General features: G+C 64.2%; 28 protein-coding genes. 15 read left to right on the top strand and 13 right to left on the bottom strand.

The features are described from left to right. The coding region (locus tag ACH2CW_RS02880) for a hypothetical protein (protein WP_395055345.1) at positions 1–346 on the top strand (346 nt) is incomplete at its 5' end. A 139-nt stretch (positions 347–485) separates the two neighbouring features. Here ACH2CW_RS02880 and ACH2CW_RS02875 read toward each other — a convergent pair. From ACH2CW_RS02875 to ACH2CW_RS02850, 6 genes are all read right to left on the bottom strand, one after another. Continuing rightward, the gene (locus tag ACH2CW_RS02875; protein ID WP_395055344.1) at positions 486–1,769 is read right to left on the bottom strand and encodes a cytochrome c; all 1,284 of its coding nucleotides are present in this window, start codon (positions 1,767–1,769) and stop codon (positions 486–488) included. Continuing rightward, a complete protein-coding gene (locus ACH2CW_RS02870; protein ID WP_395055343.1) occupies positions 1,766–2,524 on the bottom strand; it encodes a c-type cytochrome in 759 nt (252 codons plus the stop codon). The genes ACH2CW_RS02875 and ACH2CW_RS02870 overlap by 4 nt, the downstream gene beginning before the upstream one ends. A gap of 73 nt (positions 2,525–2,597) precedes the next feature. Next, positions 2,598–2,987, bottom strand: coding sequence for a hypothetical protein (locus ACH2CW_RS02865; protein WP_395055342.1), 390 nt, complete (start codon positions 2,985–2,987; stop codon positions 2,598–2,600). Positions 2,988–3,035: 48 nt separating this feature from the next. Then, positions 3,036–3,770 (bottom strand): alpha/beta fold hydrolase, encoded by a 735-nt coding sequence (locus ACH2CW_RS02860; protein ID WP_395055341.1) that lies wholly within the window; start codon positions 3,768–3,770, stop codon positions 3,036–3,038. Between the two features lie 144 nt (positions 3,771–3,914). Continuing rightward, on the bottom strand, positions 3,915–5,000 hold the full coding sequence (locus ACH2CW_RS02855; RefSeq protein WP_395055340.1) for a M14 family zinc carboxypeptidase: 1,086 nt from the start codon (positions 4,998–5,000) through the stop codon (positions 3,915–3,917). Between the two features lie 121 nt (positions 5,001–5,121). After that, positions 5,122–5,418 (bottom strand): 2Fe-2S iron-sulfur cluster-binding protein, encoded by a 297-nt coding sequence (locus ACH2CW_RS02850; RefSeq protein WP_395055339.1) that lies wholly within the window; start codon positions 5,416–5,418, stop codon positions 5,122–5,124. A gap of 84 nt (positions 5,419–5,502) precedes the next feature. Between ACH2CW_RS02850 and ACH2CW_RS02845 the strand changes: the two genes are divergently transcribed. Further along, positions 5,503–6,021 carry a GNAT family N-acetyltransferase gene (locus ACH2CW_RS02845; RefSeq protein WP_395055338.1) on the top strand — a complete coding sequence of 173 codons (519 nt, stop codon included), beginning with the start codon at positions 5,503–5,505 and terminating at the stop codon, positions 6,019–6,021. A 13-nt stretch (positions 6,022–6,034) separates the two neighbouring features. Here the strand turns inward: ACH2CW_RS02845 and ACH2CW_RS02840 are convergent, their stop codons facing one another. Further along, on the bottom strand, positions 6,035–6,193 hold the full coding sequence (locus ACH2CW_RS02840) for a hypothetical protein (RefSeq protein WP_395055337.1): 159 nt from the start codon (positions 6,191–6,193) through the stop codon (positions 6,035–6,037). A gap of 217 nt (positions 6,194–6,410) precedes the next feature. On the opposite strand from ACH2CW_RS02840, the gene ACH2CW_RS02835 reads away from it, so the two are divergent. Both ACH2CW_RS02835 and ACH2CW_RS02830 read left to right on the top strand, forming a co-directional pair. Next, entirely contained in the window at positions 6,411–6,962 is a 552-nt protein-coding gene (locus ACH2CW_RS02835; RefSeq protein WP_395055336.1) for a methylated-DNA--[protein]-cysteine S-methyltransferase, read from the top strand. A 144-nt stretch (positions 6,963–7,106) separates the two neighbouring features. After that, positions 7,107–7,460, top strand: coding sequence for a YqjD family protein (locus ACH2CW_RS02830; protein WP_395055335.1), 354 nt, complete (start codon positions 7,107–7,109; stop codon positions 7,458–7,460). Positions 7,461–7,469: 9 nt separating this feature from the next. Here the strand turns inward: ACH2CW_RS02830 and ACH2CW_RS02825 are convergent, their stop codons facing one another. Both ACH2CW_RS02825 and ACH2CW_RS02820 read right to left on the bottom strand, forming a co-directional pair. Further along, the gene (locus ACH2CW_RS02825; protein ID WP_395055334.1) at positions 7,470–8,597 is read right to left on the bottom strand and encodes a metallophosphoesterase; all 1,128 of its coding nucleotides are present in this window, start codon (positions 8,595–8,597) and stop codon (positions 7,470–7,472) included. 77 nt (positions 8,598–8,674) lie between these two features. Continuing rightward, the gene (locus ACH2CW_RS02820) at positions 8,675–9,094 is read right to left on the bottom strand and encodes a DUF2177 family protein (RefSeq protein WP_395055333.1); all 420 of its coding nucleotides are present in this window, start codon (positions 9,092–9,094) and stop codon (positions 8,675–8,677) included. Positions 9,095–9,180: 86 nt separating this feature from the next. Between ACH2CW_RS02820 and ACH2CW_RS02815 the strand changes: the two genes are divergently transcribed. The 3 genes from ACH2CW_RS02815 (at position 9,181) to ACH2CW_RS02805 (ending at position 12,067) form a co-directional block, all read left to right on the top strand. After that, positions 9,181–10,101: a DUF808 domain-containing protein gene (locus ACH2CW_RS02815; protein WP_395055332.1), complete on the top strand. Its 921-nt coding sequence runs from the start codon at positions 9,181–9,183 to the stop codon at positions 10,099–10,101. A 32-nt stretch (positions 10,102–10,133) separates the two neighbouring features. Next, a complete protein-coding gene (locus tag ACH2CW_RS02810) occupies positions 10,134–10,643 on the top strand; it encodes a DUF1993 family protein (protein ID WP_395055331.1) in 510 nt (169 codons plus the stop codon). A 425-nt stretch (positions 10,644–11,068) separates the two neighbouring features. Then, complete coding sequence (locus ACH2CW_RS02805; protein WP_395055330.1) at positions 11,069–12,067, top strand: tRNA dihydrouridine synthase; 999 nt, start codon at positions 11,069–11,071, stop codon at positions 12,065–12,067. 111 nt (positions 12,068–12,178) lie between these two features. Here ACH2CW_RS02805 and ACH2CW_RS02800 read toward each other — a convergent pair whose 3' ends face one another. Then, positions 12,179–13,054: an NUDIX hydrolase gene (locus ACH2CW_RS02800; RefSeq protein ID WP_395055329.1), complete on the bottom strand. Its 876-nt coding sequence runs from the start codon at positions 13,052–13,054 to the stop codon at positions 12,179–12,181. 117 nt (positions 13,055–13,171) lie between these two features. Between ACH2CW_RS02800 and ACH2CW_RS02795 the strand changes: the two genes are divergently transcribed. From ACH2CW_RS02795 to ACH2CW_RS02780, 4 genes are all read left to right on the top strand, one after another. Beyond that, positions 13,172–14,098 (top strand): SDR family NAD(P)-dependent oxidoreductase, encoded by a 927-nt coding sequence (locus tag ACH2CW_RS02795; protein ID WP_395055328.1) that lies wholly within the window; start codon positions 13,172–13,174, stop codon positions 14,096–14,098. Between the two features lie 493 nt (positions 14,099–14,591). Next, positions 14,592–14,867, top strand: a complete 276-nt coding sequence (locus ACH2CW_RS02790) for a hypothetical protein (RefSeq protein ID WP_395055327.1) — start codon at positions 14,592–14,594, stop codon at positions 14,865–14,867. 99 nt (positions 14,868–14,966) lie between these two features. After that, positions 14,967–15,695 (top strand): hypothetical protein, encoded by a 729-nt coding sequence (locus ACH2CW_RS02785; protein ID WP_395055326.1) that lies wholly within the window; start codon positions 14,967–14,969, stop codon positions 15,693–15,695. Between the two features lie 247 nt (positions 15,696–15,942). Further along, positions 15,943–16,614, top strand: a complete 672-nt coding sequence (locus ACH2CW_RS02780; protein ID WP_395055325.1) for a hypothetical protein — start codon at positions 15,943–15,945, stop codon at positions 16,612–16,614. Positions 16,615–16,644: 30 nt separating this feature from the next. Here the strand turns inward: ACH2CW_RS02780 and ACH2CW_RS02775 are convergent, their stop codons facing one another. Both ACH2CW_RS02775 and ACH2CW_RS02770 read right to left on the bottom strand, forming a co-directional pair. Next, positions 16,645–16,971, bottom strand: coding sequence for a hypothetical protein (locus tag ACH2CW_RS02775; RefSeq protein ID WP_395055324.1), 327 nt, complete (start codon positions 16,969–16,971; stop codon positions 16,645–16,647). A gap of 177 nt (positions 16,972–17,148) precedes the next feature. Beyond that, a complete protein-coding gene (locus ACH2CW_RS02770) occupies positions 17,149–17,598 on the bottom strand; it encodes a DUF4864 domain-containing protein (protein WP_395055323.1) in 450 nt (149 codons plus the stop codon). A gap of 232 nt (positions 17,599–17,830) precedes the next feature. On the opposite strand from ACH2CW_RS02770, the gene ACH2CW_RS02765 reads away from it, so the two are divergent. After that, positions 17,831–18,235 carry a TspO/MBR family protein gene (locus ACH2CW_RS02765; protein ID WP_395055322.1) on the top strand — a complete coding sequence of 135 codons (405 nt, stop codon included), beginning with the start codon at positions 17,831–17,833 and terminating at the stop codon, positions 18,233–18,235. Positions 18,236–18,243: 8 nt separating this feature from the next. Then, positions 18,244–18,996: an SGNH/GDSL hydrolase family protein gene (locus ACH2CW_RS02760; RefSeq protein WP_395055321.1), complete on the top strand. Its 753-nt coding sequence runs from the start codon at positions 18,244–18,246 to the stop codon at positions 18,994–18,996. Positions 18,997–19,006: 10 nt separating this feature from the next. Here ACH2CW_RS02760 and ACH2CW_RS02755 read toward each other — a convergent pair whose 3' ends face one another. After that, a complete protein-coding gene (locus tag ACH2CW_RS02755) occupies positions 19,007–19,642 on the bottom strand; it encodes a hypothetical protein (RefSeq protein WP_395055320.1) in 636 nt (211 codons plus the stop codon). Positions 19,643–19,872: 230 nt separating this feature from the next. On the opposite strand from ACH2CW_RS02755, the gene ACH2CW_RS02750 reads away from it, so the two are divergent. Beyond that, positions 19,873–20,535 carry an alpha/beta hydrolase gene (locus ACH2CW_RS02750; RefSeq protein WP_395055319.1) on the top strand — a complete coding sequence of 221 codons (663 nt, stop codon included), beginning with the start codon at positions 19,873–19,875 and terminating at the stop codon, positions 20,533–20,535. A gap of 240 nt (positions 20,536–20,775) precedes the next feature. Beyond that, positions 20,776–22,359: a glutamate--cysteine ligase gene (gene gshA, locus ACH2CW_RS02745; RefSeq protein ID WP_395055318.1), complete on the top strand. Its 1,584-nt coding sequence runs from the start codon at positions 20,776–20,778 to the stop codon at positions 22,357–22,359. Positions 22,360–22,386 lie beyond the last annotated feature (27 nt).

Genomic DNA, 22,386 nt, shown 5'->3' with positions numbered 1-22,386 from the left:
GGGGTTGCCCGGCGGCAACTCACTTTTCTTTTGCGTCGCCAAAAGAAAAGTAAGCAAAAGAAAAGGCGACCCGATGGTCTGGGTCCCTTCGCTTCGCTACGGGCAACCTGCGGTGCTCGCCGAAAACGGGGCCGAGCTCGAACTCGCTGCGCTCAGACAATCGTTCGCCCTGATCCGTTTTCGGCTGCGCTCCTCGGCCCAGCCCGACGGGTGGGGGGAGAAAACCAACACCCCATACAAACACCAAGCTCCCCTCCGGAGTGCAGGAAGCGCGCAGCGCTTCCTGCACGGGAATCCCAACGAACGGTCAAGTTTGCACGCGAGTGCAGCACACGCGGCCAAATGAGGCTCCCTTCTCTCGCCCAGCGGGGCGAGGGAAGGGCGGGGGGTTGGGAGTGGGGAGTTGGAACTGCTGCCTGTAGCAAGCCGCGGCAGCAGCGTGATGCCGTCAACGCACAAGCAGCGTGATGCCGGAACGCGCTCGGCTAACGCACGGATGCCGCCCGCATCCGGTTCACCTCCAGCGGTGTCACCACACCCGCCTGATTCCCCCAGGACTGACGGATGTAAGTCAGCACGGCGGCCACCTCGCTGTCGCTGAGCACCAGCACAAAAGGCGGCATGCCGAAGGGGCGAGGATTGCCGTCGGTGGCCGGTGCGTAACCGCCGTTGAGGACAATCTGCACCAGGTTGGCGGTTTGCGGCATGGTCACGGTGCGGTTGCCGGCCAGCGCCGGGTAGGCTTGGGGCACACCGCGCCCCCGCTCGTCATGGCACTGCGCGCAATGCTGCTCGTAGAGCTTGGCGCCTTGTTTGAGCACGCTGGCCGGCGCTGGGGCTGCGGCCTGAGGCGCTGGCGATGCCGGCGGCGCCAGTTCCTTCAAAAATTGCGCCACAGCGCCCAGGTCGGCGTCGCTCAGGTACTGGGTGCTGCGCAGCACCACTTCGGCCATCGGGCCGGTGGTCGAAGCGTGTGGCGAGACGCCGGTTTTCAGCAGATCCACGATGTGCTGGCGATCCCAGTCGCCGACGCCGGCTTCGTGCGGCGAGCTCAGCGAGGGCGCGTACCAGTTTTGCATCGGTATCAGCCCGCCGGCCAGGTCCAGCGCTTCGCTGCTGGCACCCAGCGCGTTGCGCGCGGTGTGGCAGGCGGCGCAGTGTCCAAGCCCCCTGACCAGGTAGGCGCCGCGGTTCCACTCGGCGCTGCGCTGCTTGTTCGCTTCGTAGACGCCGGGTTTGAAATACAGCGCGCGCCAGACCGCCAGCGCCGCCTGCGTGTCGTAGGGAAAACGCAGCGCATGCGGTGGACTCGCGCGTTCCACCGCCGGCAGGCTGCGCAGGTAGGCAAACAAGGCGTTCGAGTCCTCACGGGTGACCTGGGTGTAGTTCGGGTAGGGAAACGCCGGGTAGAGCAGGCGACCGTCCTTGGAGCGGCCGTTGTGTATGGCGCGCCAGAAATGTGCAGGCGACCAGCTACCGATGCCGGTTTTTTCGTCGGGGGTGAGATTGGAGCTGAACACCGTGCCGAAAGGGGTGGCAATGCCGCGCCCGCCGGCATACGCCGGGCCGCCGCGCGCCGTGTGACAACCCATGCAGTTGCCGGCACGTGCCAGGTAGGCGCCGCGTGCGAGCCGGGTATCGCTCGGGGTGATCGTGGCAACCGGCACACGGACATCCACCTCGTCGCGCAGGTTGAGCCAGGCCACCAGCGCCGCAGCAGCGGCAAACAGCAGGGTCGCCGCCAGCAACCCGGTCAGCAGCTTTTTCATGGCCTGGCCTTCAGCGCTGTGGCCGGGGCGCTGGCACAGGTCAGCGTGACGGCGCCGGGTGCCGGTGCCGGCAGGCTGGCCACTGGCTGCGGGTTGGCGGGCAGGGGTTGCGCGGCCAGCCAGCTCGCGACGGCGTTGAGCTCATCCAGGTTCAGGCGCTCCACCACCTGTTTCATGCAGTCGGGTGCCTGGGCCCGGCGCTGGCCGGTTTTCCAGGCACCGAGCTGGGCGTTGAGGTAGTCGCGCGGAAGGCCCAGCAGGCCGGGGATTGCGGGCACGACACCGGTCATGGCCTGGCCGTGGCAGGACACGCAGGCCGGCACGCGCCGCGCCGCATCACCCTGCAGCACCAGTTGGCGGCCCTGGCGCAGCAGATCGGCAGAAGCGGCGGCCGGCACCGGCGCCGGATAAGCCACCTGGAGGTCCGAAAAATAGTGCGCGATCTCCATCAGGTAGGCGTCGCTGAGCGGCTCCACCAGTTGCGTCATCAGCCCGTAGTGCCGACGCCCGTCGCGAAAGTTGAGCAACTGGTTGTAGAGGTAACCGGCCGGCTTGCCGGCCAGGCGCGGGTAATATCCGTCGGGCGCGGCGCGGCCCTGCGGGCCATGGCAGGCGGTGCAGGCCAGGGTGCGCTGGGCGATAGTGTTTTCAAAGGGGGCGGCGGCCAGGCTGGTCGTGGCGCTTGCAGCCAGCAGCACCAGGCCCGTCAGCCATCGCGATACCGGGGCGCGCCACACACTGGGAAGCATCGTCATCCGGCGATCATGCCTTGGGAAGCGCGCTGACGCACCGACCGGCGCGCATGGCCCCGCAGGCTGTCAGCGTTTATCAGCGTTTCGGGCTGGAACGCAGGCAGGCCAGAAAGAGGTCCCAGCTGGTTTGCAGCTCTTTCACGCGTGCGCCCTTGTCGAGCACGGCGCCGCCCGCTGCTTCGGTGCGCCTGACCACCTTGGCCAGTGCGCTGGCCGGGAGCGGTCCGATCTGGCCGCGCAAATCCGCAGCCTTGCGGCGCAGTTCGGCAATGGCGTCCTTCGCCAGTGACTTGTTGTTGGACAAGGCGATGCCACCGATCAACTCGGCCAGTTCGACCAGCACCGGGTCCAGGTACCAGACGGCGGCGGTGCCCAGCGCCAATGCCCAGGCGCGTTTGGGCGGCCCTGCTGCCGGCATTGATGCAGGTTCGACGGTTGTGTTTGGCGGGTCGGCGAGATGGGTCATGGCAGGAGCTGCGCCTGACCTTAGCCCTGAAGCCTGAATTCTGGCTGACTAGCGCCAGTCGGCAAGGGTTTGGCAGACCCAGTCGGCGTCGTCATGCGGCAGGTCGTGGCCGGCCCACGGGTGCTGCTGGTGGCTGACCTGCCAGGCTTGCGCGAGGCGCTTCGAGCAACACGGACTGACCAACCTGTCGGCTTCGGACGACAACAGCAGCGTGGGGCAGGTCGGTCTGCCGGGAGCTGCTGTAAATTGCGCCGCTGCCCACAGTTGGCGCCAGGCGTTGCCGGCCGCCACCGGAGCGCTGCTGCGGATCTGATCCCAGGCCGTCAGATCCTGTTCCAGCGTTTCGCGGCGCTCGCAAGTCAGCGCATGGATCACGCGCTCGCTGTACCTGGCATCGTTCCAGCGTGCGGCCAGCCGCAGCAGCGTCGGCCAGTTGCCCGGACGCAGCCGCTCGGTGATGCTGCTGAAGGGGCGCATGCTGGTGTTGATCAGCACCAGCGCGGCCACCTCGCCGGGAAATTGCTGAGCCCAGTCGGTGGCGACCATGCCGCCCAGCGACATGCCCAGCAACCGGTAGGGCGGCTCGCAACCCTGGCGCTGCAACTGCGCGCGCGCAAACGCCGTCATCGCGCGCACTGTCGCCGGCGAGCGCAGGCCGCAGTAGACGCCGTTGCCCGGCAGGTCCAGCGCGATCACGGCTTCCCCAGCGCTCGCCAGTTGCTGCGGCAGGCCGTTCCAGTGGCGTGCCTCCCGTGTCAGGCCGCGCAGCAGCACCCAGCTCATCTAGTGCCCTGTCCCACAAATAAAGGCGATATGAAATCGCCCATTCGGCCGCCATGCGGCGTTGCTCGTCGTTGCCATAGCTACGGCTATGTCGCCTCCTCCCGCCTTGCCTGACAACTGAATGAGCGATTTCATTGCATCACCTTATTTGCGCGACAGGACACTAGCCCGCCTCGGCCGCCAGTGGGCGCTGGCCTGTTGTTGCAGCTCGGCCCGGCGCTCTGCCAGCGGCAACCAGCCCGGCGCGGCATAGGCGGCCCGTGTGAGGAAATCCAGCAGGTCCACATGGCGGCGTAACACGCGTTTGATGCGGTGCGCCTTGATCGGGTTGAAAATGCCGTGCCGCGAGAACAACTGGCGCGGGTTCTTGCGAATCCACAGCCAGGAACCGAGCTCCAGCGTCATCGGTAAAAAGACGTGGCCTGCGGGCGTGTGTTCATAGGCGTGGTCCCACAGGTCGCCATGCAGCAGGTACTGGTTGCTTTGGGGTTCAAAGCTGTAGTCGTGGTGCGGCATGGCTTGCTCCAGCATGGTCTTGAGCGCAAACATCTCGGGCAGGTGCGCCATCAGCCGGCGTGTTTTGGCATACGGAAACCAGATGCTGTCATCAAAGCCGTATCCCGAATGGCAGTCGAGCGCCAGGCTGAAGGGCCGGCTTGCCAGTTGCTCACGCACCACCTGCAGCAGCGCCGTGCTTTCGGTTTCCATGGGCGCGCCGGGTCGGCCGCAGTACCAGGGCAGCAGCGGGCTCATGGTTTGACCCCCGGCCAGAAAAGGCACCCGGCTCTCGGCCCGCTGCGCGGCGTTGCGCATCAGGTCCACCCCGCGCGGGTTGGCGCGTTTGTGTGCCCACATGCCGCCAGGGTTCACGATGGGCATGAACACCAGACGGACCTTTTGCAGTTGCTGCTGCAGCAGCGTGTCCCATTCAAGCCGGCTCAGGAGTGCGCGCATGTAGTTCAGGATCAACTGCGTGCCTATGCGTTCGAGGCCATGGATGCCACCGAAAAAACCGATGGCCGGGACCTGCCGGTCGCGTGAACCGATGGCGGCGGTAAACAGCTCAAACGAGGGACCGGCGGTATGCACTTCGGCCACGCTCTGCACCTCCAGGTGCGCGCTGCCAGCCCGCAGGAGAGACTTGAAATCTTCATGTTCGGCAAAAGTCGCTGCAGCATCGGGGGTGCGGGCGAGGCGGTAGGCATCAAGAGGCGGGTGCAAAAAATCCATTTCTCCATCCTTGCAGATTTGTGTGACAAATCACTGCACGGCGCCATGTCGACCCGTTTGCTATGAAAACAGGAGCTGCTTGCGCTCATGGGTAATGGGCTGGGAGCCCATTTCGCTTCATTTAAAGATCGGGTGGCTGCAGCACCAGGTCAGACGCCGGAAAGGCGACGCAGGGCAAAATCCAGCCCTCCGTTTTTTCTTCGGCGCTCAGACCCGGCCACGCGATGCGGTAACGCACCTTCCCGCTGGTCAAGCGGCAGATGCAACTGCGGCACGTGCCATTGCGGCAGGAGCTTTCCAGAAAAATACCGGCCTGCAGCGCCGACTGCAGCAGCGGCTGGTTGGCCGATGCGTCGAAGGGCGTCCCGCCCGGCAGCAGGCGCGCCCTGAAAACCGGGCCGGTCGGCGTTTTTGTCATGCTTGGTGAGTGTAGGGCGCGGCGGTTTTTCGTTTGCTGCGACAATCCGGGTCCCCCCGCAACGATTCCCCCAAAGCCTCTTTCATGTCCAGCTACCACGTCCGACCCGCTTCCGTGCGCGATGCCAAAGCCATAGCCGAAATCAACGCCTCTTCTTCACGCGCCGCCTATCAGGGCTTGGTTCCCGACGATCAGCTCGGCACCCTGTCCATCGACAAGCGCCAGCAGTTCTGGCGCGATGCCATCGAGTTCATGGAGCCCCAGGTGCAGGTTGCCACGCAGGGCGACAAGGTGGTGGGTTTTGTCGGCTTTGACCGATCACGCGACAAGGGCACACCGTCAACCTGCGGCGAAATCTGGGCCATCTACGTGGACCCGGCCCACTGGAATAAGGGTGTGGGCGTGGCCCTGTGGGACGCCGCCAACGACGGTCTCAAGGAAGAAGGCTGCACCAAGGTCACGGTCTGGGTGCCTGTGCGCAATGAGCGCGCCATGCGCTTTCACGAACACGCCGGTTTCAAGCGCGACATGGCCTCGCTGAAAACGGTGGTGGTCGGCACCGTCAAGCTTGAAGAAATTCGTCTCAAGCGCGACGTCGGCTGACCCCTGGTCTGCTTCAGGACGGCACGTCCAGCACGCGCTCCTCGTCGGGAATCACCGACATGTCTTCATCCGGTGACAGCGGCAGGTCTTCGGTGTCTTCCCCAACACCGGACTCCTCCGGGTTGACCTCGCGCGGGCGTCCAGCGGTGTAGCGGTCGGAAAGAGATGTCATGGTCATGCTCCGGTTAAGCGCCCATGGTGCGCCGCTTGCTGCAGACCACTCCTAGGAAGATCCTGCCAGTTGCTGTCGGTGACGGCTGACAGAAATTTGAACAGTGTTTCAGACCTCCAGCCCATACCCGGAAAGGGCGGGCAGCTACCAATTCAGTAGCAAATCTGCCCGCTTGTGGCGGCGCGGAGCCCTCTTGTGTATCAGGATGACCGCCAGCATGACCACCGCCACCCCCAGCGTCTTTTTTGCCCTGTTCGACACCGCCGTTGGCGCCTGCGGCATTGCCTGGGGTGATGCCGGCATCTGCGGCGTGCAGTTGCCCGAAGCAGATGCCGCGCAGACACGTGTGCGCATGCACCAGCGTTTTCATGATGCGGCCGAAGCCTTCCCTGACGGTGAGGTGCAGGCGGCCATCCACGGCATCAGCGCCATGCTGCGCGGGGAGGCGCACGCGCTCGATACGCTGGTCTTTGACATGCGCGGCGTCCCGGCCTTCCACCAACGGGTCTATGCCGTCGCGCGTGCCATCCCGCCGGGCCAGACCCTGACCTATGGCGAGGTGGCAGCCCGGCTCGGTGAACCCGGCGCTGCCCGCGCTGTCGGGCAGGCGCTCGGGCGCAATCCGTTTGCGCCAGTGGTGCCGTGTCACCGCGTGCTGGCCGCCGGTGACCAGCCGGGCGGTTTTTCCGCGAGCGGCGGCATCCGCACCAAGCTGCGCTTACTGATCATTGAAGGCGCAATGCGCGGTACACCTGGCCTGTTCGACTGACTGGCTGCCTTGTCCTACAGTCGCGTCATCCCCTTGCGCACAGGCAAGCCGGGCGTGCTGTCTCAAAGTGAAGAATGCGTTCACACACCGGCCGTGTCGGCGCGCTGAGCAGATTGCAACCCCTCACTTTTTAAGGAACTCATCATGGAAACATCCAACGGCACATCCAGCGGCACAAGCACCGGCGAAAGCGCATTGTTGCGTGGCGTCAGCCAGGCGGGCAGTTCGCTGCACAGCACCATCGACAAGGTCGCCGAACCGGCACGCAGCACCGTGGACCGTGCCGCGACCGTCGCCCACAACACGGTGGACAAACTCGCCAGTGGCGCCACCAGCGTCGCCGGCAAATTCAGCGACCAGGCGCACCGTTTTACCGACGCACCGCTGCAGGCGGTGGATTACTCCAAGGCCTATATCAAAGACCATCCACTGCAGGCCGTGGGTGCTGCACTGCTGGTGGGGCTGATTTTCGGCCGCCTGACCGCCAGCCGCCATTGAGCTGTTGAACTACTGAGCGGGCACCAGTCGCAGGTGGGTGATCTCTGAGGGGGCGCCAAAGCGTTTGGGTGGCCCCCAGTAGCCGGTGCCTCGGCTGGTGTAGATCCACAAATTTTCCAGCCGGTTCAAGCCGGCCGTGAACGGTTGCTGGAAACGCACAAAGAAGCCCCAAGGCCAAAACTGGCCGCCATGGGTATGGCCCGACAGCTGCAGGTCAAACCCGGCTTTTTCTGCTTCGACCGCGCTGCGGGGCTGGTGCGCCAGCAGCAATTTGACGGTTGTGGCCGCCGGGGCACCGGCCAGTGCTGCATGCGGGTCGCTGCGGTGCGTGCTGTCAAAATGCCCGGCACTCCAGTCGGCCACACCGGCCAACACCAGGCCGTGCGGCAGTACCACATGTTCGTTCATTAAAACCCGCACGCCCAGGCGGTTCAGCTCCAGGATCCAGGCGTGGACGCCCGAGTAGTACTCATGGTTGCCAGTGACAAAGTAGGTGCCGTGAACCGACGACAAGCCGGCCAGCGGTGCCACATGCGGGGCGAGGTCGGCCACCGTGCCATCCACCAGATCGCCGGTCACGGCGACCATGTCCACCTGCAATTGGTTGACCACGTCCACGATGGCCTGCAGATAGCCGCGCTTGATGGTTGGGCCGACATGGATGTCGCTGATCTGCGCAATCGCAAAACCATGCAGCGCTGCCGGCAGTCCGGCAATCGGCACGTCGACACGGACCACAGCGGCGGTACGTCTGGCGTTGAAAAACCCGAAAAAAGTCATCAGCAACCCAAGCAGCGCCACCGCCGCTGCGGATCCTGCGCTGAGGACTGGCCATGAAAAAGCCGTCGGCTGGGCCAACAGCCACAACCAGCCCCCCAGCAACGCGAGCTCGCGCAGCAAGGTAAGCACAAACAGCGACGAGAACAGGCCCATGAACACCATGCCGGTCCAGGCCACGCGATCGGCCAGCACCGGTGACTTGATGCGCCGCGCCGTCAGGCCCATCGGCATCAGCACCATGGACGCCAGCAGGCTCAGGCCCAGCAGCATCTGCACGACGGGCCAGGCTGCCAGCGCCGGGATCAGGCGAACGCCCAGGTAGGCGTGCAGAAGCAGGGAAAAGAGAAACAGCGGCATGGGTATTGACCAGAGCAACGCCGGTTGGCGCTCTCTGGATGTGGCTGCGAAGCCGCCGAATACAAGACTGACCCGGCTTAGACCCAGCGGCGCGAACCCCAAGCCCTGGCAGCCGCATACCCCGCCAGCGCGCTGCCGCAGGACAGCGCTGCGCCCCAGAGCATGTCCACCAGTGTGAGCTGCCAGGGCCAGCCCTTGAGCGTGGCCAGGTTGCTCAGGTCATAAGTGCCGTAGGCCAGCAGGCCGAAAAAAGCGCCCAGTGCGGCGCAATGTGTCCAGTCTTGTTTGTCCAGGCCGGGGCGTACCGCAAATACCACCAGACCCACCGGGTACAGCAGGTAGAACACCGCTGCGGGCAACAGCAGCGGCTGCGCCCGCATCAGTGGCCCTATCCAGCCCTGGTAGGTATCCGTCATCAGCAGGCCCAGCCAGAGCATGTCGGCGGCCAGGAAAAACACCAGGGTGCCGGCATAAGCGATCAGAGCTGTCTTGAGCATGGGCCATTGTGGACCGGCATGCCGTTTGCTGCAAAGACCCCGTGCCTGCTGCGACAATGGGGGTAATCACTACTTCGGAAGTTTCCATGGCCAGCAGCCTGTTTGCCCTGCTTGACGATATTGCCACCGTGCTTGACGACGTGGCCTTGCTGACCAAGGTCGCAGCCAAGAAAAGCGCCGGCGTGCTCGGCGACGATCTTGCGCTCAACGCGCAGCAGGTCGCCGGTGTCAAGGCCGAGCGCGAGTTGCCGGTGGTCTGGGCCGTCGCCAAAGGCTCGATGCTGAACAAGGCCATTCTGGTGCCGGCCGCGCTGGCCATCAGCGCGTTTGCGCCCTGGGCCGTCACGCCCCTGCTGATGATTGGCGGGGCCTTTCTTTGTTACGAGGGTTTCGAGAAACTCGCGCACAAGTTTTTGCACAGCAAGGAGGAAGACGCTGCGCATGAGAAAGCGCTGCTGGAAGCCCTGACCGACCCGACCGTGGACCTGGTCGCGGTTGAAAAAGACAAGATCAAGGGCGCCGTACGCACCGACTTCATTTTGTCGGCAGAAATTATTGCGATCACACTCGGCACGGTGCAGGACAGCCCCTTCATCACCCAGCTCAGTGTGCTCAGCGGTATTGCCATCCTGATGACGGTGGGGGTCTACGGCCTGGTCGCCGGCATCGTCAAGCTCGACGACGGCGGCCTCTATCTGAGCAAAAAGACCGGTGCCCTGCGCAGCCTCGGTCTTGGCATTCTGGCCACCGCACCCTGGCTCATGAAGGCGCTGTCGGTGGCCGGCACTGCCGCGATGTTTTTGGTGGGCGGCGGCATCCTGACCCATGGCATCCCTGCCTTGGACCACGCGATCGAATCCCTGTCTGCTGCCGTCGGTCCTGTGCTCGGTGCCATCACGCCTTTGCTGGCGGACGCGGTGGTTGGCATCGTGGCCGGTGCGCTGGTGCTGGCGGCGGTGACACTGGTCAAACGTCTGCTGCCCAAACGCAGCGCCACTGCGGCTTGACCTCCTTTTTTTTCTTGACAAGGACTATCCCCATGACCCTCTCGATGTACCAGGCTTCCGTTCCCGTTTTCAGGCAAATGCTGGGCGCGCTCAGCGCGGTGCTGGCCAAGGCCGAAGCGCACGCCGCAGCTAAAAAAATCGAGCCCAATGCCTTGCTGCATGCCCGTCTGTACCCCGACATGTTTGCCCTGCTGCGCCAGGTGCAGATTGCCTGCGACTTTGCCAAGGGCGTGTCGGCGCGCCTGGCGGGCGCGGAGGTGCCGGGTTTTGAGGATACCGAGGAGACGTTTGCCGATCTGCAGGCGCGGATTGAAAAAACGCTGGCCTTCATGGGTACGCTGGAAGCAGCCCAGATTGATGGCAGCGAGGAGCGCCGCATCGTGACACAGGCGGGGACGCCCAAGGAGAAAATCTTCAGCGGCCAGTCTTACCTGCTGAACTACGGTTTGCCGCATTTTTTCTTTCACACCACCACGGCGTATGCCATCTTGCGTCACAACGGCGTCGAAGTGGGCAAGAAGGACTACGTCGGGACTTACTGATCCGGCGTGTGGGGCGCTGGCGCTTTGGCAGGTGCCGGTCGGGAGGAGGGCCGCGGCCAGGGCGCGGAGGTTTCATCAAGATGGTTTTGAGAACCTTTGGCAAAAGGCCAGCCCTTGCGCGGAGCGAGGGTCTGGTTTTGCTGCGCCGGGGCGCCCCGGAGGCCGGATCGCCCGGGGTCGGTGTAAGGGGCAGGGGGCCGAGCCATGGTGTCTCCTTCAATGAAACAGCTACCTTAGGCGCCGCACCTGCAGGAAGCTGTAAGACGTGCCTGCCATCTCTGTAGGACGAAGGGCCACTCCAATGCTATTAAAAACAGAGCTTTCCCCGCAGATTTGGCGTGGGCTGCAGGACGTTTTGATGCATTAACCATGGAGGCGGGTGCCTGGCGCGGACTGTCGCCCGGCGCACGCGGTAGCATCAACCCATGACCATCTTGCTGGCGCCCATGGAAGGGCTTGTGGACTTTGTGCTGCGCGACATTCTCACGCGAGCCGGCGGTGTGGACCGCTGTGTGTCGGAGTTCATCCGGATCACCGACCAATTGTTGCCCGAGCGCGTCTTCACACGCATCGTTCCCGAGCTGCTGAACGGCGGGCGCACGCTGGCCGGTGTCCCGGTGCGCGCGCAACTGCTGGGCTCCGACCCGGTGTGTATGTCCGAAAACGCTGCGCGCCTTGCGGCGCTGGGTCCGGACGGCATTGACCTGAACTTCGGCTGCCCCGCCAACGTCGTCAATCGCCACGGCGGCGGCGCGGCCCTGTTGAAGGAGCCCGACACCCTGGCCGCGATCGTGTCAGCGGTGCGGCGCGCCGTGCCGGCGCATCTGCCGGTGTCGGCCAAGATGCGTTTGGGCTTCTACGACGATACGCTGGCTGTCGCGTGTGCGCAGGCGATTGCCAGCGGCGGTGCTGACGAACTGGTGGTGCATGCACGTACCAAGGCGCAGGCCTACCGGCCACCCGCCTACTGGGAGCGTATTGCCGACATACGCGCGGCCGTCGCCATACCGGTGGTGGCCAACGGCGAGATCTGGACCGTTGACGATGCGCGCCGTTGCCGCGAGGCCTCGGGCTGCGACATGCTGATGATTGGCCGTGGTGCGGTGGCCGACCCTGGCCTCGCCCTGGCGATCAAGGCGTCAGTGGGTGATGGCCCTGCACGGGCGCTCGGCTGGCCTGAACTGGTGCCCTTGCTGGCCGAGTTCTGGCACCTGGTCTGCACCCGGCTGGATGCACGCTCGCGGCCCGGCCGGCTCAAGCAGTGGCTCAACTTTTTGCGCCGGCGTTATCCTGAAGCGGAAACCGCGTACCAGACGCTCAAGACCATCAACGACCCGGTGTTGATCGACCAGTGGCTGGCGGGGGCGGTTCAGGCGCAGGCCGATATGCATCCTGCTGCTGAAGAACGGCTGCAGGCGGCCTGAGCCGGGAGTTTGTCCATCCCGGACTTGATCCGGGATCCACGCTGCTCACTACACCGCGAGGCATGGATTGCGGGTCAAGCCCGCAATGACAAGCCAGGCATGACGGATGCCTTACGAAAAAAGCCCCTCAAAACCAGTGAGCGGCTCGAAACGCTTGTTGCGGTAGAACAGCCGGGTCGGGCCGGGCAGCGCGAGTTCACGGACCGAGTGCCGCGGGTCGCCGGGGTAGCAGATCATGCGCTGGCCGTCGTCGTCGAAGGACTCGGGCTGGATCACCGGCGGGCGCCGCGCACGTGCGGCGCTCAGCACGCTGTCCACGGCACTGTGCCGCGCCAGGTGCGCCAGGCTCATGATCTGCGGCGGCGCCAGTTCGATCTGGCCGGCCCAGTACTGCTGGAGCGCTTCGCGCGGGCTGAGCCAGACGCTCTCGGTGGTCTCAAAGTCGTCGTGCCGCGCAATCTGGTCATCGGGAACAGCCGCCACAAAAAAACGGGTGTCGAAACGTTTGTTCATGACCGAAGGCCGGGTTGGCGTGATCCAGCGCGACCAGGGCAGGATGCTGCGGGTCTGCAGACGCAGCGCCAGTTGCGCCAGCACCGCATTGAAAGTGTGACCTTCACGCAGCAGCGCGGCGGCTTGGGTGGCTGGCTGCGCAGCAAGGCCATGTGCAAACAGCACGCCGCATTCTTCAAAGGCCTCGCGCAGTGCTGCGATGTACAGTGCGCCGGCGGTGGTCCCGGTGATGTCGGTTTCGCCGAGTCCGGCGTGCAGCGCGTCCAGTGGCTGGTCCCCATGCGCCGCCATGTCGAGCTCGGCATCGGCCGCATCGACCTTGCCGCCCGGGAACACATAGGCCCCGCCCAGCACATCGGACAGGCCGTGGCGCTTCATCAGGAACACTTCCAGGCCAGCCGGCGCATCACGCAGCAGCACCACGGTGGCGGCCGGGCGCGGCGGGGTGGTGACGGTTTCGAGGTTCAGTTCCATGGTGGGTGTCGGCTTTCATCGGGGCGCTACACCGTCCATTACAGTACAGGCTTCCTGCGCCATAGCCTAGCAGCTTGGTGGCGCGCACCAGATCACCAACACGACAGGGGGCAACAGATGGGTATGGATTTCAACGGCCGTGTGGCCATCGTCACAGGCGCCGGCGGTGGACTCGGCAGGCAACATGCGCTGGCGCTGGCCGCGCGTGGCGCCAAAGTGGTGGTCAACGACCTTGGCGGCACGCGTGACGGTTCTGGCGGATCGGTCAGTGCCGCCGAAGCGGTTGTCAATGAAATCCGCGCAGCCGGCGGCGAGGCCATCGCCAATGGCGCATCGGTCACCGACTTTGTCGCGGTGCAGGCCATGGTGAAGCAGGCGATAGACGCCTGGGGCCGCGTCGACATCCTGGTCAACAACGCCGGCATCCTGCGTGACAAGAGTTTTGCCAAGATGGATCTGGCCGACTTTGCACTCGTGATGGACGTGCACCTGATGGGCGCCGTGCATTGCTGCAAGGCGGTGTGGGACATCATGGCTGCGCAGAAATACGGGCGCATTGTGATGACCACCTCGTCGTCGGGGCTGTACGGCAACTTCGGCCAGTCCAACTATGGCGCGGCCAAGATGGCGCTGGTCGGCCTGATGCAGACGCTGTCCATCGAGGGCGCCAAAAACGACATTCGCGTCAACTGCCTGGCGCCCACTGCAGCCACCCGCATGACCGAAGGCCTGATGCCCGAAGAAGTGCTGCGTGCGCTGCAACCCGAGGCGGTGGTGCCGGCCATGCTGGTGCTGGCGGCGCAGGATGCGCCGACACGCGCCATCCTGTGTGCGGGTGCCGGCACCTTTGAAGCGGCCCACATCACATTGACGCGCGGCCTGTGGCTGGGCACGGGGGAGCAAGTGCCTGAGGCGTTGGCGCTAAGGCTGGATGAAGTGCGTGAGCGCGGCGGCGAGATGGTGCCGCAAAGCGGATCGGCGCAAGGCGGCAACGAGGTCAGTCTGGCGATGGCACAGGCCGGGAAAACTTCCGCCGCCACCTGATCAACAAGGCGAATGCACGCAGGCAAAAAAAATGCAGCCGGGTTCGCTGGACAATGTTTGGACGTTTCGCCTGGGGGCGGAGGCCTCATACCTGTCGTTGTAGCGCGAAACCCGGCTGGCACAACGACAGTTTGACCACATACCCTGCGATGCGGTTGAAGTCCGCCAGTGATGACTTGTGTAGTCCGCGTCTGTCGTTCGGGCGCTGGCCCTTGTCTTGTCCTTGGTTGTCGAGCTTTTGTTGAGCGCTTGTAACCCTTGTCCAACAAGCCTGATCTGCTACTGAAAACGTAGCATTTTGTAGAACTTCGGCTCTTTTCCGCTCCCCACGTAACGAGGTGCAAGCATCTGCGGCCGGGGTGTGCCTGTCCTACAGGCGCACGCGGATGAGGCCGACCGTCGGGAGGATCTGGCGGTTTAGATTGAACTCAGTCGATCACCGATCGGCGTTTTTCATCAACAACCCCTCGGGGTGTTAAACCAGGAGCTATCCATGAAACTGAATCAATCTCTGACTGCCGCCATCACTGCTGCCGCACTTGTTGCGGGCGCTGGTTTTGCTTATGCACAAACCGCTGTGACCAATGTCCCCGGCGAGACGAATGCCCAGGGCACGACCACCATGCAAGCACAACCATCCACCAATATGAACAGCGGTAGCACCATGCAGGCCCAGCCTTCGACCAGCACCGGCACCTCGATGGACAACACGACCGCGGCGCCCCGCAGCATGGACACCACGCTTGAGCCACGCGCTGACCGCAACTAACACGGCAACGCATGTCTCATAGGTCGCGGGGGAGCCGGGTGATTTCATCCGACTCCCCTGCATCCTGTTGGACGCATTCATTTCAGATTTTTTAGCACCATGGCCACCACTGAATCCTCGCAGTTCGATGCCGTCCTCAAGGGGCTGGGCATGGGTTGCGCCGCGATTGCGCTGATTCTTCCCGGTCAGGTCACCTCCAGACCGTCTGCGCTAGCGCCGTCGGCAGTGGTGGCGGCGTCGCTGGCGCATCTGCCCCGCCATGCAGACTTTGCGCAGGAGCAGGCGTCGCCCGAAGCGCGCCAGATGGCCAACTGGGTGATGGACACACGCGATCACCGTGGCATGCCGTTTGTCATCGTTGACAAACCGCATGTGAGGGTGTTTGTATTCAAGCCGGCCGGCATGCTCGATGGCGCCACGCCGGCGCTGATGGGCTCCGCCGTCGGCGACGATTCGGTGCAGGGCATCGGCGAGCGCGAAATGTCCGCCATTCTTCCGCATGAACGCACCACGCCGGCCGGACGGTTTGTATCGCAGCCTGGCACCAACTCTTTCGGTGAGGACATCGTCTGGGTCGACTACGAAGCGGCGGTCTCCATGCACCGCGTACGCGCCAAGGAACCCAGCGAACGCCGGCTGCAGCGGCTGGCCTCTGCCACACCGGACGACAACCGGATCTCTTTCGGATGCATCAACTTGCCGGTGGCTTTTTATGACGATGTGGTCAAACCGGCGCTCGGTTCGCAGCGGGGTGTGGTCTACGTGCTTCCTGAAACCCGGCCGGTGCAGGCCGTGTTCCAGAACTTCAAGGCGACCGGCGCGAGCTGATCGCCATCAAACGGGCTTGTCGGATAAAACCTACAACGCCATCTTCTTCGGGAATTCCCCGATTTTTTGCTAAATTGGCACTTGGCCCATAGCAAATGCGGGTCAACAGCTATCAAAAATAGAGCAGATGGGCCTGTTACATGGCCCCACGCCTGCTCAAGTCCACCTCCGGTAGGTAGGATGTGTCCTACAACACCGGGCGCCTGCCCGGTTCTTTGCGGGCCGATCCACCCTGGCAGGACACTGCATGAGCATTCGAAGCACAACGACGCTGTACGCCGCCGCTGCCTTGGGGGCGCTGCTTGTGCTGTGGGCGCCGGTTTCCGCCATGCCCGCATTGCCCGCGCTGTCCTTGCCCCTGTCGGCTGATTTTGCTGGCGAAGCGGCGTCCGCCGATGCCCGTTATGCCGCCGCGTTGGTGATGGCCTCGTCCGACAACAAAGGCCTGCCTTTTGTAATCGTCGACAAAAAAGACGCGAAGCTGTTTGTTTTCGACGCTGGCGGTCGCCTGCGCGGCGCCTCGGCCGCCTTGCTGGGGCTGGCCAGCGGAGACCGCTCGGTGCCCGGCATCGGCCAGCGGCCGGTGTCACAGATTCTGCCCGCTGAGCGCACCACACCGGCGGGGCGTTTTCTGGCGCAGCCGGGGCGCAATTTGCAGGGTGAAGACGTCATCTGGGTCAACTACAGCGAGGGCCTGGCGATTCACCGCGTGCGCCCCGGCAACAAGCACGAGCAGCGGCGCGAGCGCCTGGCGTCCGCCACACCAGATGACAACCGCATCTCGCTTGGATGCGTCGTGGTGCCGGTGGCGTTTTACGAAGGGGTGATCACACCGCTGCTCGGCAGAGGCCGCAGCGTGGTGTACGTCCTGCCTGAAGACTCGAGCGTGTACGCGTTATTCGGCGCGCTTCCGCACTGAGGGCGTGAACAAGCCCCGATCGCGCAACTGTCAGTTGCGCGGATCCCGGTAAGGCCGGGTGCGTGGCTGGGCCCGGTCGACCACGTACACCATGTTTCCACCCGCGGAATCACGAATGTTGCTGCGGGTCTGGTTGACCGCCGGGCAATTGGTATCGGTGATGGAAAACACCATGTGCCCGTCGTTGAACACCGCCGGCAGGGTCTGGTGCAACTGGTAACGCATGTCCACCGGCGCCGCCGCCGCGTGGTAGATCACCTGGTTGGCGCGGTTGTAGACGGTGTAGCAGGCCAGCGCCTGGCCGCTCACGGTGGCGGTCAGCAAAACGCCAAGCACGTATTTCAGGACGGGTGTCATGCGCAGACCTTTCGTAAAGCTCCATCATCAGACCGGCGGGCCGACTGAGCCGCAGGCCTTCAGGTGTTTGTGCTGTCAGCAAACATCCTTTGAAACCTGCCAGTTGTTGATAAAAAAAGGCTCCAGCCCATACCGGTTATAAGTATCAAGCTATCAAAAAAGGAGCAATATGCGGGCTCAGACCATACGCCCCTTGTTGGCCACCACCACGCAGCCGGTGATGAGCCAGGACGTGCCCTCGCGCTGCAGGCTGTAAATCGCCAGCCAGGCGTCGCCGCTGGCATCGACCATTTGCACCCGCTGGATCACCTGCCCGTCCTTGCTTTCGGGCTTGAGAAAAGCCACCGACGCCGGACGGTAGACCACCGGGTAGGCGTTGCGCACCATGGCCATAAAACCAGCCGCCGTGCCCAGTGCTTCACGGATGTTGGGCGCGGCATAAGAAAACGCCTTGTCGGCATCGTCTGCGGCAAAGGCGGCCAGTTGGCCCTGCACGGCGGTGCGCACGTTTTTTTCGTCGGCCGGGGTCAAGGACGCGGCCTGGACCGGCGCCCACAAGGCCAGCGCGCAGCTTGCGGCAGCCAGCAGCAGCGTCAGGCGGTTGAGAAGGGCGGGCTGGCGGGTCATGGGGATCTCCTTGGGGCGGTGGACGGATTGTCCACCTGCCGCTGATAAAAGTAAAAGACGGCGCGTGGGGGTGATGTGCGGCGTTGATGTCTATACGGGCCAGAGGCGTGACTGGATGCGCTTGCGTCCTACCCCGCATTGAGCGCGCGGGCTGCGCGCTCAATGCCGGCCAGCGATGAAAATAGACCCTGGTTTCCCGCAGCCCCCGTCAAACCCAACCCAGAAACTTTGCATGGACAGCACCAGCAGCGCCGCGTGGTACGCGCAACTCGCCAAGCCTTTTTTCGCACCGCCCGCAGCCGTGTTCGGCCCGGTCTGGACGGTGCTTTACATCATCATTGCCATCAGTTTCGGCTTTGTGTTGCTGCAGTACCTCAAGCGTCGGCTGCCCTTTGGTGTGCTGCTGCCTTTCATCCTGAACCTGGTGTTCAACGCGATCTACACACCGATCCAGTTTGGCCTCAAAAACAACCTGCTGGCGAGCCTGGACATCGTGCTGGTGCTGGTCACGCTGGTCTGGGCGCTGGCGGCGATATGGCGGCGGGCGCGCTGGGTGGCGCTGGTCAATCTTCCCTATCTTGCATGGGTCGGTTTTGCCACCGTTCTGCAACTGAGCATCACATGGCTGAACCGATGAAGAATTTCATGAAACTTCGCCGTCCCTCAGCGCTCGGTGCGGTGTCCCTGCTGGCTGCAGTGGTGGTGCTCACGACCTCGGGCTGCGCTGCCTGGCGCATCAAGCAGTCGGTGGAGCTGGCCCGGCAAAGCGAGCCGTTCCAGGCGTCGCCGCCGGGGGCCGGGGCGAGTTTGCTGGTGGTGGGCGACAGCACCGGGGTGGGCACGGGTGCGTCTTCACCGGCCGCCAGCCTGGCCGGACTGATTGCGCGCGACCATCCCTCGCTGAAGATCGTCAACCGCGCCAAAGACGGCGCCAGGTTTGCCGACATCGCCCGCCAGCTCGAGGTGGCGGGCGGCGAGCGCTTTGATGCGATTGTGGTGCTGGGTGGCGGCAATGATGTGATCCGCCTGACGCCTGATGCGCCGCTGGAAGAGCATATTGCGCGCGTTGCGGCGCTGGCGCGCACGCAAGCCCGGCTGGTGGTGCTGATGCCTTCAGGCAACGTCGGCAGCGCGCCCTTCTTTTTTCCACCCTGGTCGTGGCTGATGACGCAACGCGCCCAAACGCTGCACCGCTTCGTGCGTGAAGTAGCCAGCGACAACGGCGCGCTTTACGTCAACCTGTACAAGGACAAGGCAGAAGACCCGTTTGCGCAGCGGCCCGACGAGCTCAATGCCAAAGACGGGCTGCATCCCAGCGATGCGGGTTACCGGCTTTGGTATGCGGAGCTCAACACCCAGGCGGATTTCTCAAGGCGGCTAGCCGCGCTGGCGCGCTGAGGAAGCTTTCTCAGGCGCGCCGCGAAGACGGTTGGGTATTTTGAAAGTCGGGTGGAGGCATGCCATCCACCGGCTGCTGCAGGTGAGCGTCGCGGATGGCAAACATGCGCTGCAGGTCTTGCAGAACGTCGGCGTCGTGGTCCGGGGCGGGTGGGGCGCTGCTCATCGAGGGGGCCGGGACGGCGAGCGGACTGATCGTGTCTTCGGACATGAGGGAGACGACCGGCATTGGCCTGGATGTTTGCACCGGCTCTGACACATCGCGCCATACCGACGGGTCGGGCATATCGAGATAGGGGCAGGTGTTGCCCACATCCAGCTCCCAGGACACACCATGCAGCCAGTCTGATGCCTGCGGCTCGAAATCGGTGATGGCGGCAATAAATTGCTGCTGAAAAGCATGCGCGTAGGTCAGCAGCAGCATGTCCCAATGGCGCATGACGAGGCGCACATACAGGCCGGAGCCACGGCTGCGGCTATTGACCACCAACATGCGGCATTCGACCCAGTCGGCAGGAATACCGTGTTTGCGCAAACCGTCGCGCAGCATCATCTGGACCAGCTGGCGGCGCGTGGCGTTGTCGGAGTTGTCTTCGATGGTGTGCGGGGCGTCCAGGCTTTCGGCGCGTTCGCTTTTCAGGGGCATGACAGGCGCAGGGGCCGATTTTTCCGGAGCTTGCGGACTTTTCAGACCGAATAATTTTTTAATGGCTTGTCTCATGGCTGTGCGTTCCTTGCGGCAGACCGGCTGGCGCGAACCGGTCGCTGCGCTACCGGCGGCTTGTGTGTAATTGATGGTCGTCCAAGTGCGGTGGCAAGTCAAGCTGTGACCTTGCCACAGGCACAATTGGTCAACTGCCACTTTTTATTCCTGCCATGCCACTTGATGTCATTGAAGTTGAAACCGCCGCGAACCCGACCGCCAGCGTTGTGCTGATGCATGGCCTGGGCGCTGACGGCGGTGATTTTGTGCCGATCGCGCAGCAGCTTGCGCTCGCGGCGGTCGGCCCGGTGCGTTTCCTGTTTCCCAACGCGCCGGTGATTCCGGTCACGATCAACGGCGGCTACCAGATGCCGGCCTGGTATGACATTCTGGGCGCCGACCTGACGCAGCGCCAGGACGAAGAAGGCCTTCGCAAGACCCAGGCCAGCATCAACACGCTGATCGCGGGCGAAATTGCGCGCGGCATCCCGGCCCGCCGCATCGTGGTCGCCGGCTTCTCTCAGGGCTGCGCGATGGCGCTGATGACCGGGCTGCGTTACCCCGAGCGGCTGGCCGGCATCATCGGCCTGTCGGGCTACCTGCCGCTGGCCGACAAGCTGGCAGCCGAACGCAGCGCCGCCAACCACGGCTTGCCGGTGTTCCTGGGCCACGGGCGGCGCGACGGCGTGGTGCCACTGGCCGCCGCCACTGCCACCCGCGATGCGCTGGCCGCGCTGGCTTACCCGGTTGACTGGCACGAGTACGCGATGGAACATTCGGTTTGCATGGAAGAGATCGCGGACATGAACAGCTGGCTGCTGCGTGCGCTGGCGTAGGGGCTTTCAAGGCCGGGCTGCGCCATACGCCGGCGCCCCGGCCGTGTTTGAAGCATCAAACAGGCCTCCAGCCCATAAGCGGTAAGCGCAAGCAGCTATAAAAATCGTAGCAATCGACGGGTTGGGGGGCGCGCCCGCTGCCCCGGTATCCTGGCCGCAGGGGCCCAGGCGCCGGCCCGCCTGCAAACAAGCCCGGCCTGTGATACCTTGCACGCCACGAAAGAACAGAGGGAAGACGTTATGAACAGCTTGCATGCGCGCCAGGGCGCGCTTTTGGGAGACCGCCTTCAGGCGTTGGCCCCTGCGAGGCTGAAAGGCATGCGCCGCGGGCTGGAAAAAGAAAGCCTGCGCGCCCAACCCGGCGGCGGCTTGGCGCTGACGCCACATCCCGCTGCGTTGGGTTCGGCGCTGACCCACCCGAGCATCACCACCGACTTCAGCGAATCGCAGGTCGAGCTGGTCACCGCCGCGCACGCCGGCCTCAGCGATGGCGCCGAGGCCGCGCTCAGCGAGCTGACCCAGATTCACCAGTTCACCTACCGCGCCATGAAAGCGCTCGGCGACGAGATGTTGTGGGTTTCCAGCATGCCCTGTGGCCTGCCGACGGACGAAACAATTCCAATCGGCCGATATGGCTCGTCGAATGTAGGCCGCGCCAAAAGCGTTTACCGCATGGGACTGGGCCACCGTTATGGCCGGCGCATGCAGACGATTTCAGGCATTCACTACAACTGGTCGCTGCCCGGCGTCTCCAGCGAGGAGTATTTCAGCCTGATCCGCAATTTCCGCCGCCACGCGTTTTTGCTGCTCTACCTGTTTGGTGCCTCGCCGGCGGTTTGCTCCAGCTTTGTCGCCGGCCGCCAGCACGAACTGCAGGCTTTGGGCAGCGGCACCATGTACATGCCGCACGGCACGTCCTTGCGCATGGGGCGCCTGGGTTACCAGAGCGACGCCCAGGCTTCGCTCAAGGTCAGCTACAACAACCTCGACGGTTACGGTGCCTCGCTGCAGGACGCGCTGACCCGGCCTTACCCCGCTTACGAGGCGGTCGGCATCCAGAACCCCGGCGGTGACTACAACCAGCTTGCCACCAGCCTGCTGCAGATCGAGAACGAGTTTTACGGCACCATCCGCCCCAAACGCGTGATTTTTCCGGGCGAGCGCCCACTGCACGCGCTGCGCGAACGCGGCGTCGAATACGTCGAGGTCCGCCTGATGGACCTGGACCCGTTTGTGCCGGTCGGCATCGCCGCTGACACCATGCGTTTTCTCGATGTGTTTTTGCTGCATTGCCTGCTGACCGACAGCCCGCCGGATACACCGCAGGAGATCGCTGCGCTGGCGCGCAACCAGCACCGCGTGGCCGCGCGCGGACGCGAGCCCGGCCTGTTGCTCGAACGCGGCGGCCAGGAGGTCAGCCTCACGCAGTGGGGCGCCGAGCTGATCGCGCAGTGTGCGCCGGTTGCTGCGGCACTGGATGCCGCGCAGGGTGGCAGCAGCTACGCCGATGCGCTGCGTGCCTCGGAGGCCTCGTTGCGTCAGCCTGAAACCCTGCCTTCGGCCCGCGTGCTGGACGCCATTGTCAAGGACCACGGCAGCTCCTTTGTGGCTTTTGCCCGCGCACAGTCGCTGGCCACCCGGCAAACCTTGCTGGACCTGCCGTTCTCCGGTGAGCAGCAGGCCCGGTTTGAAGAGCTGACGCGGCAATCGCTGGCGGAGCAGAAGACCATTGAAGCGGCGGACTCCATGCCGTTTGAAATTTACCGCCAGCAGTACGTCTCGGCCGAGCGTCTGGGCATCCGCAGTCTGGCACACGCGGCCTGAGCTGATGACCCGGACGCCACGCCGGGT

The sequence above is a fragment of the Polaromonas sp. genome (genome assembly GCF_043778355.1).
Classification (GTDB): Bacteria; Pseudomonadota; Gammaproteobacteria; order Burkholderiales; family Burkholderiaceae_C; genus Polaromonas.
This window is presented reverse-complemented; position numbering and strand designations above follow the sequence as displayed.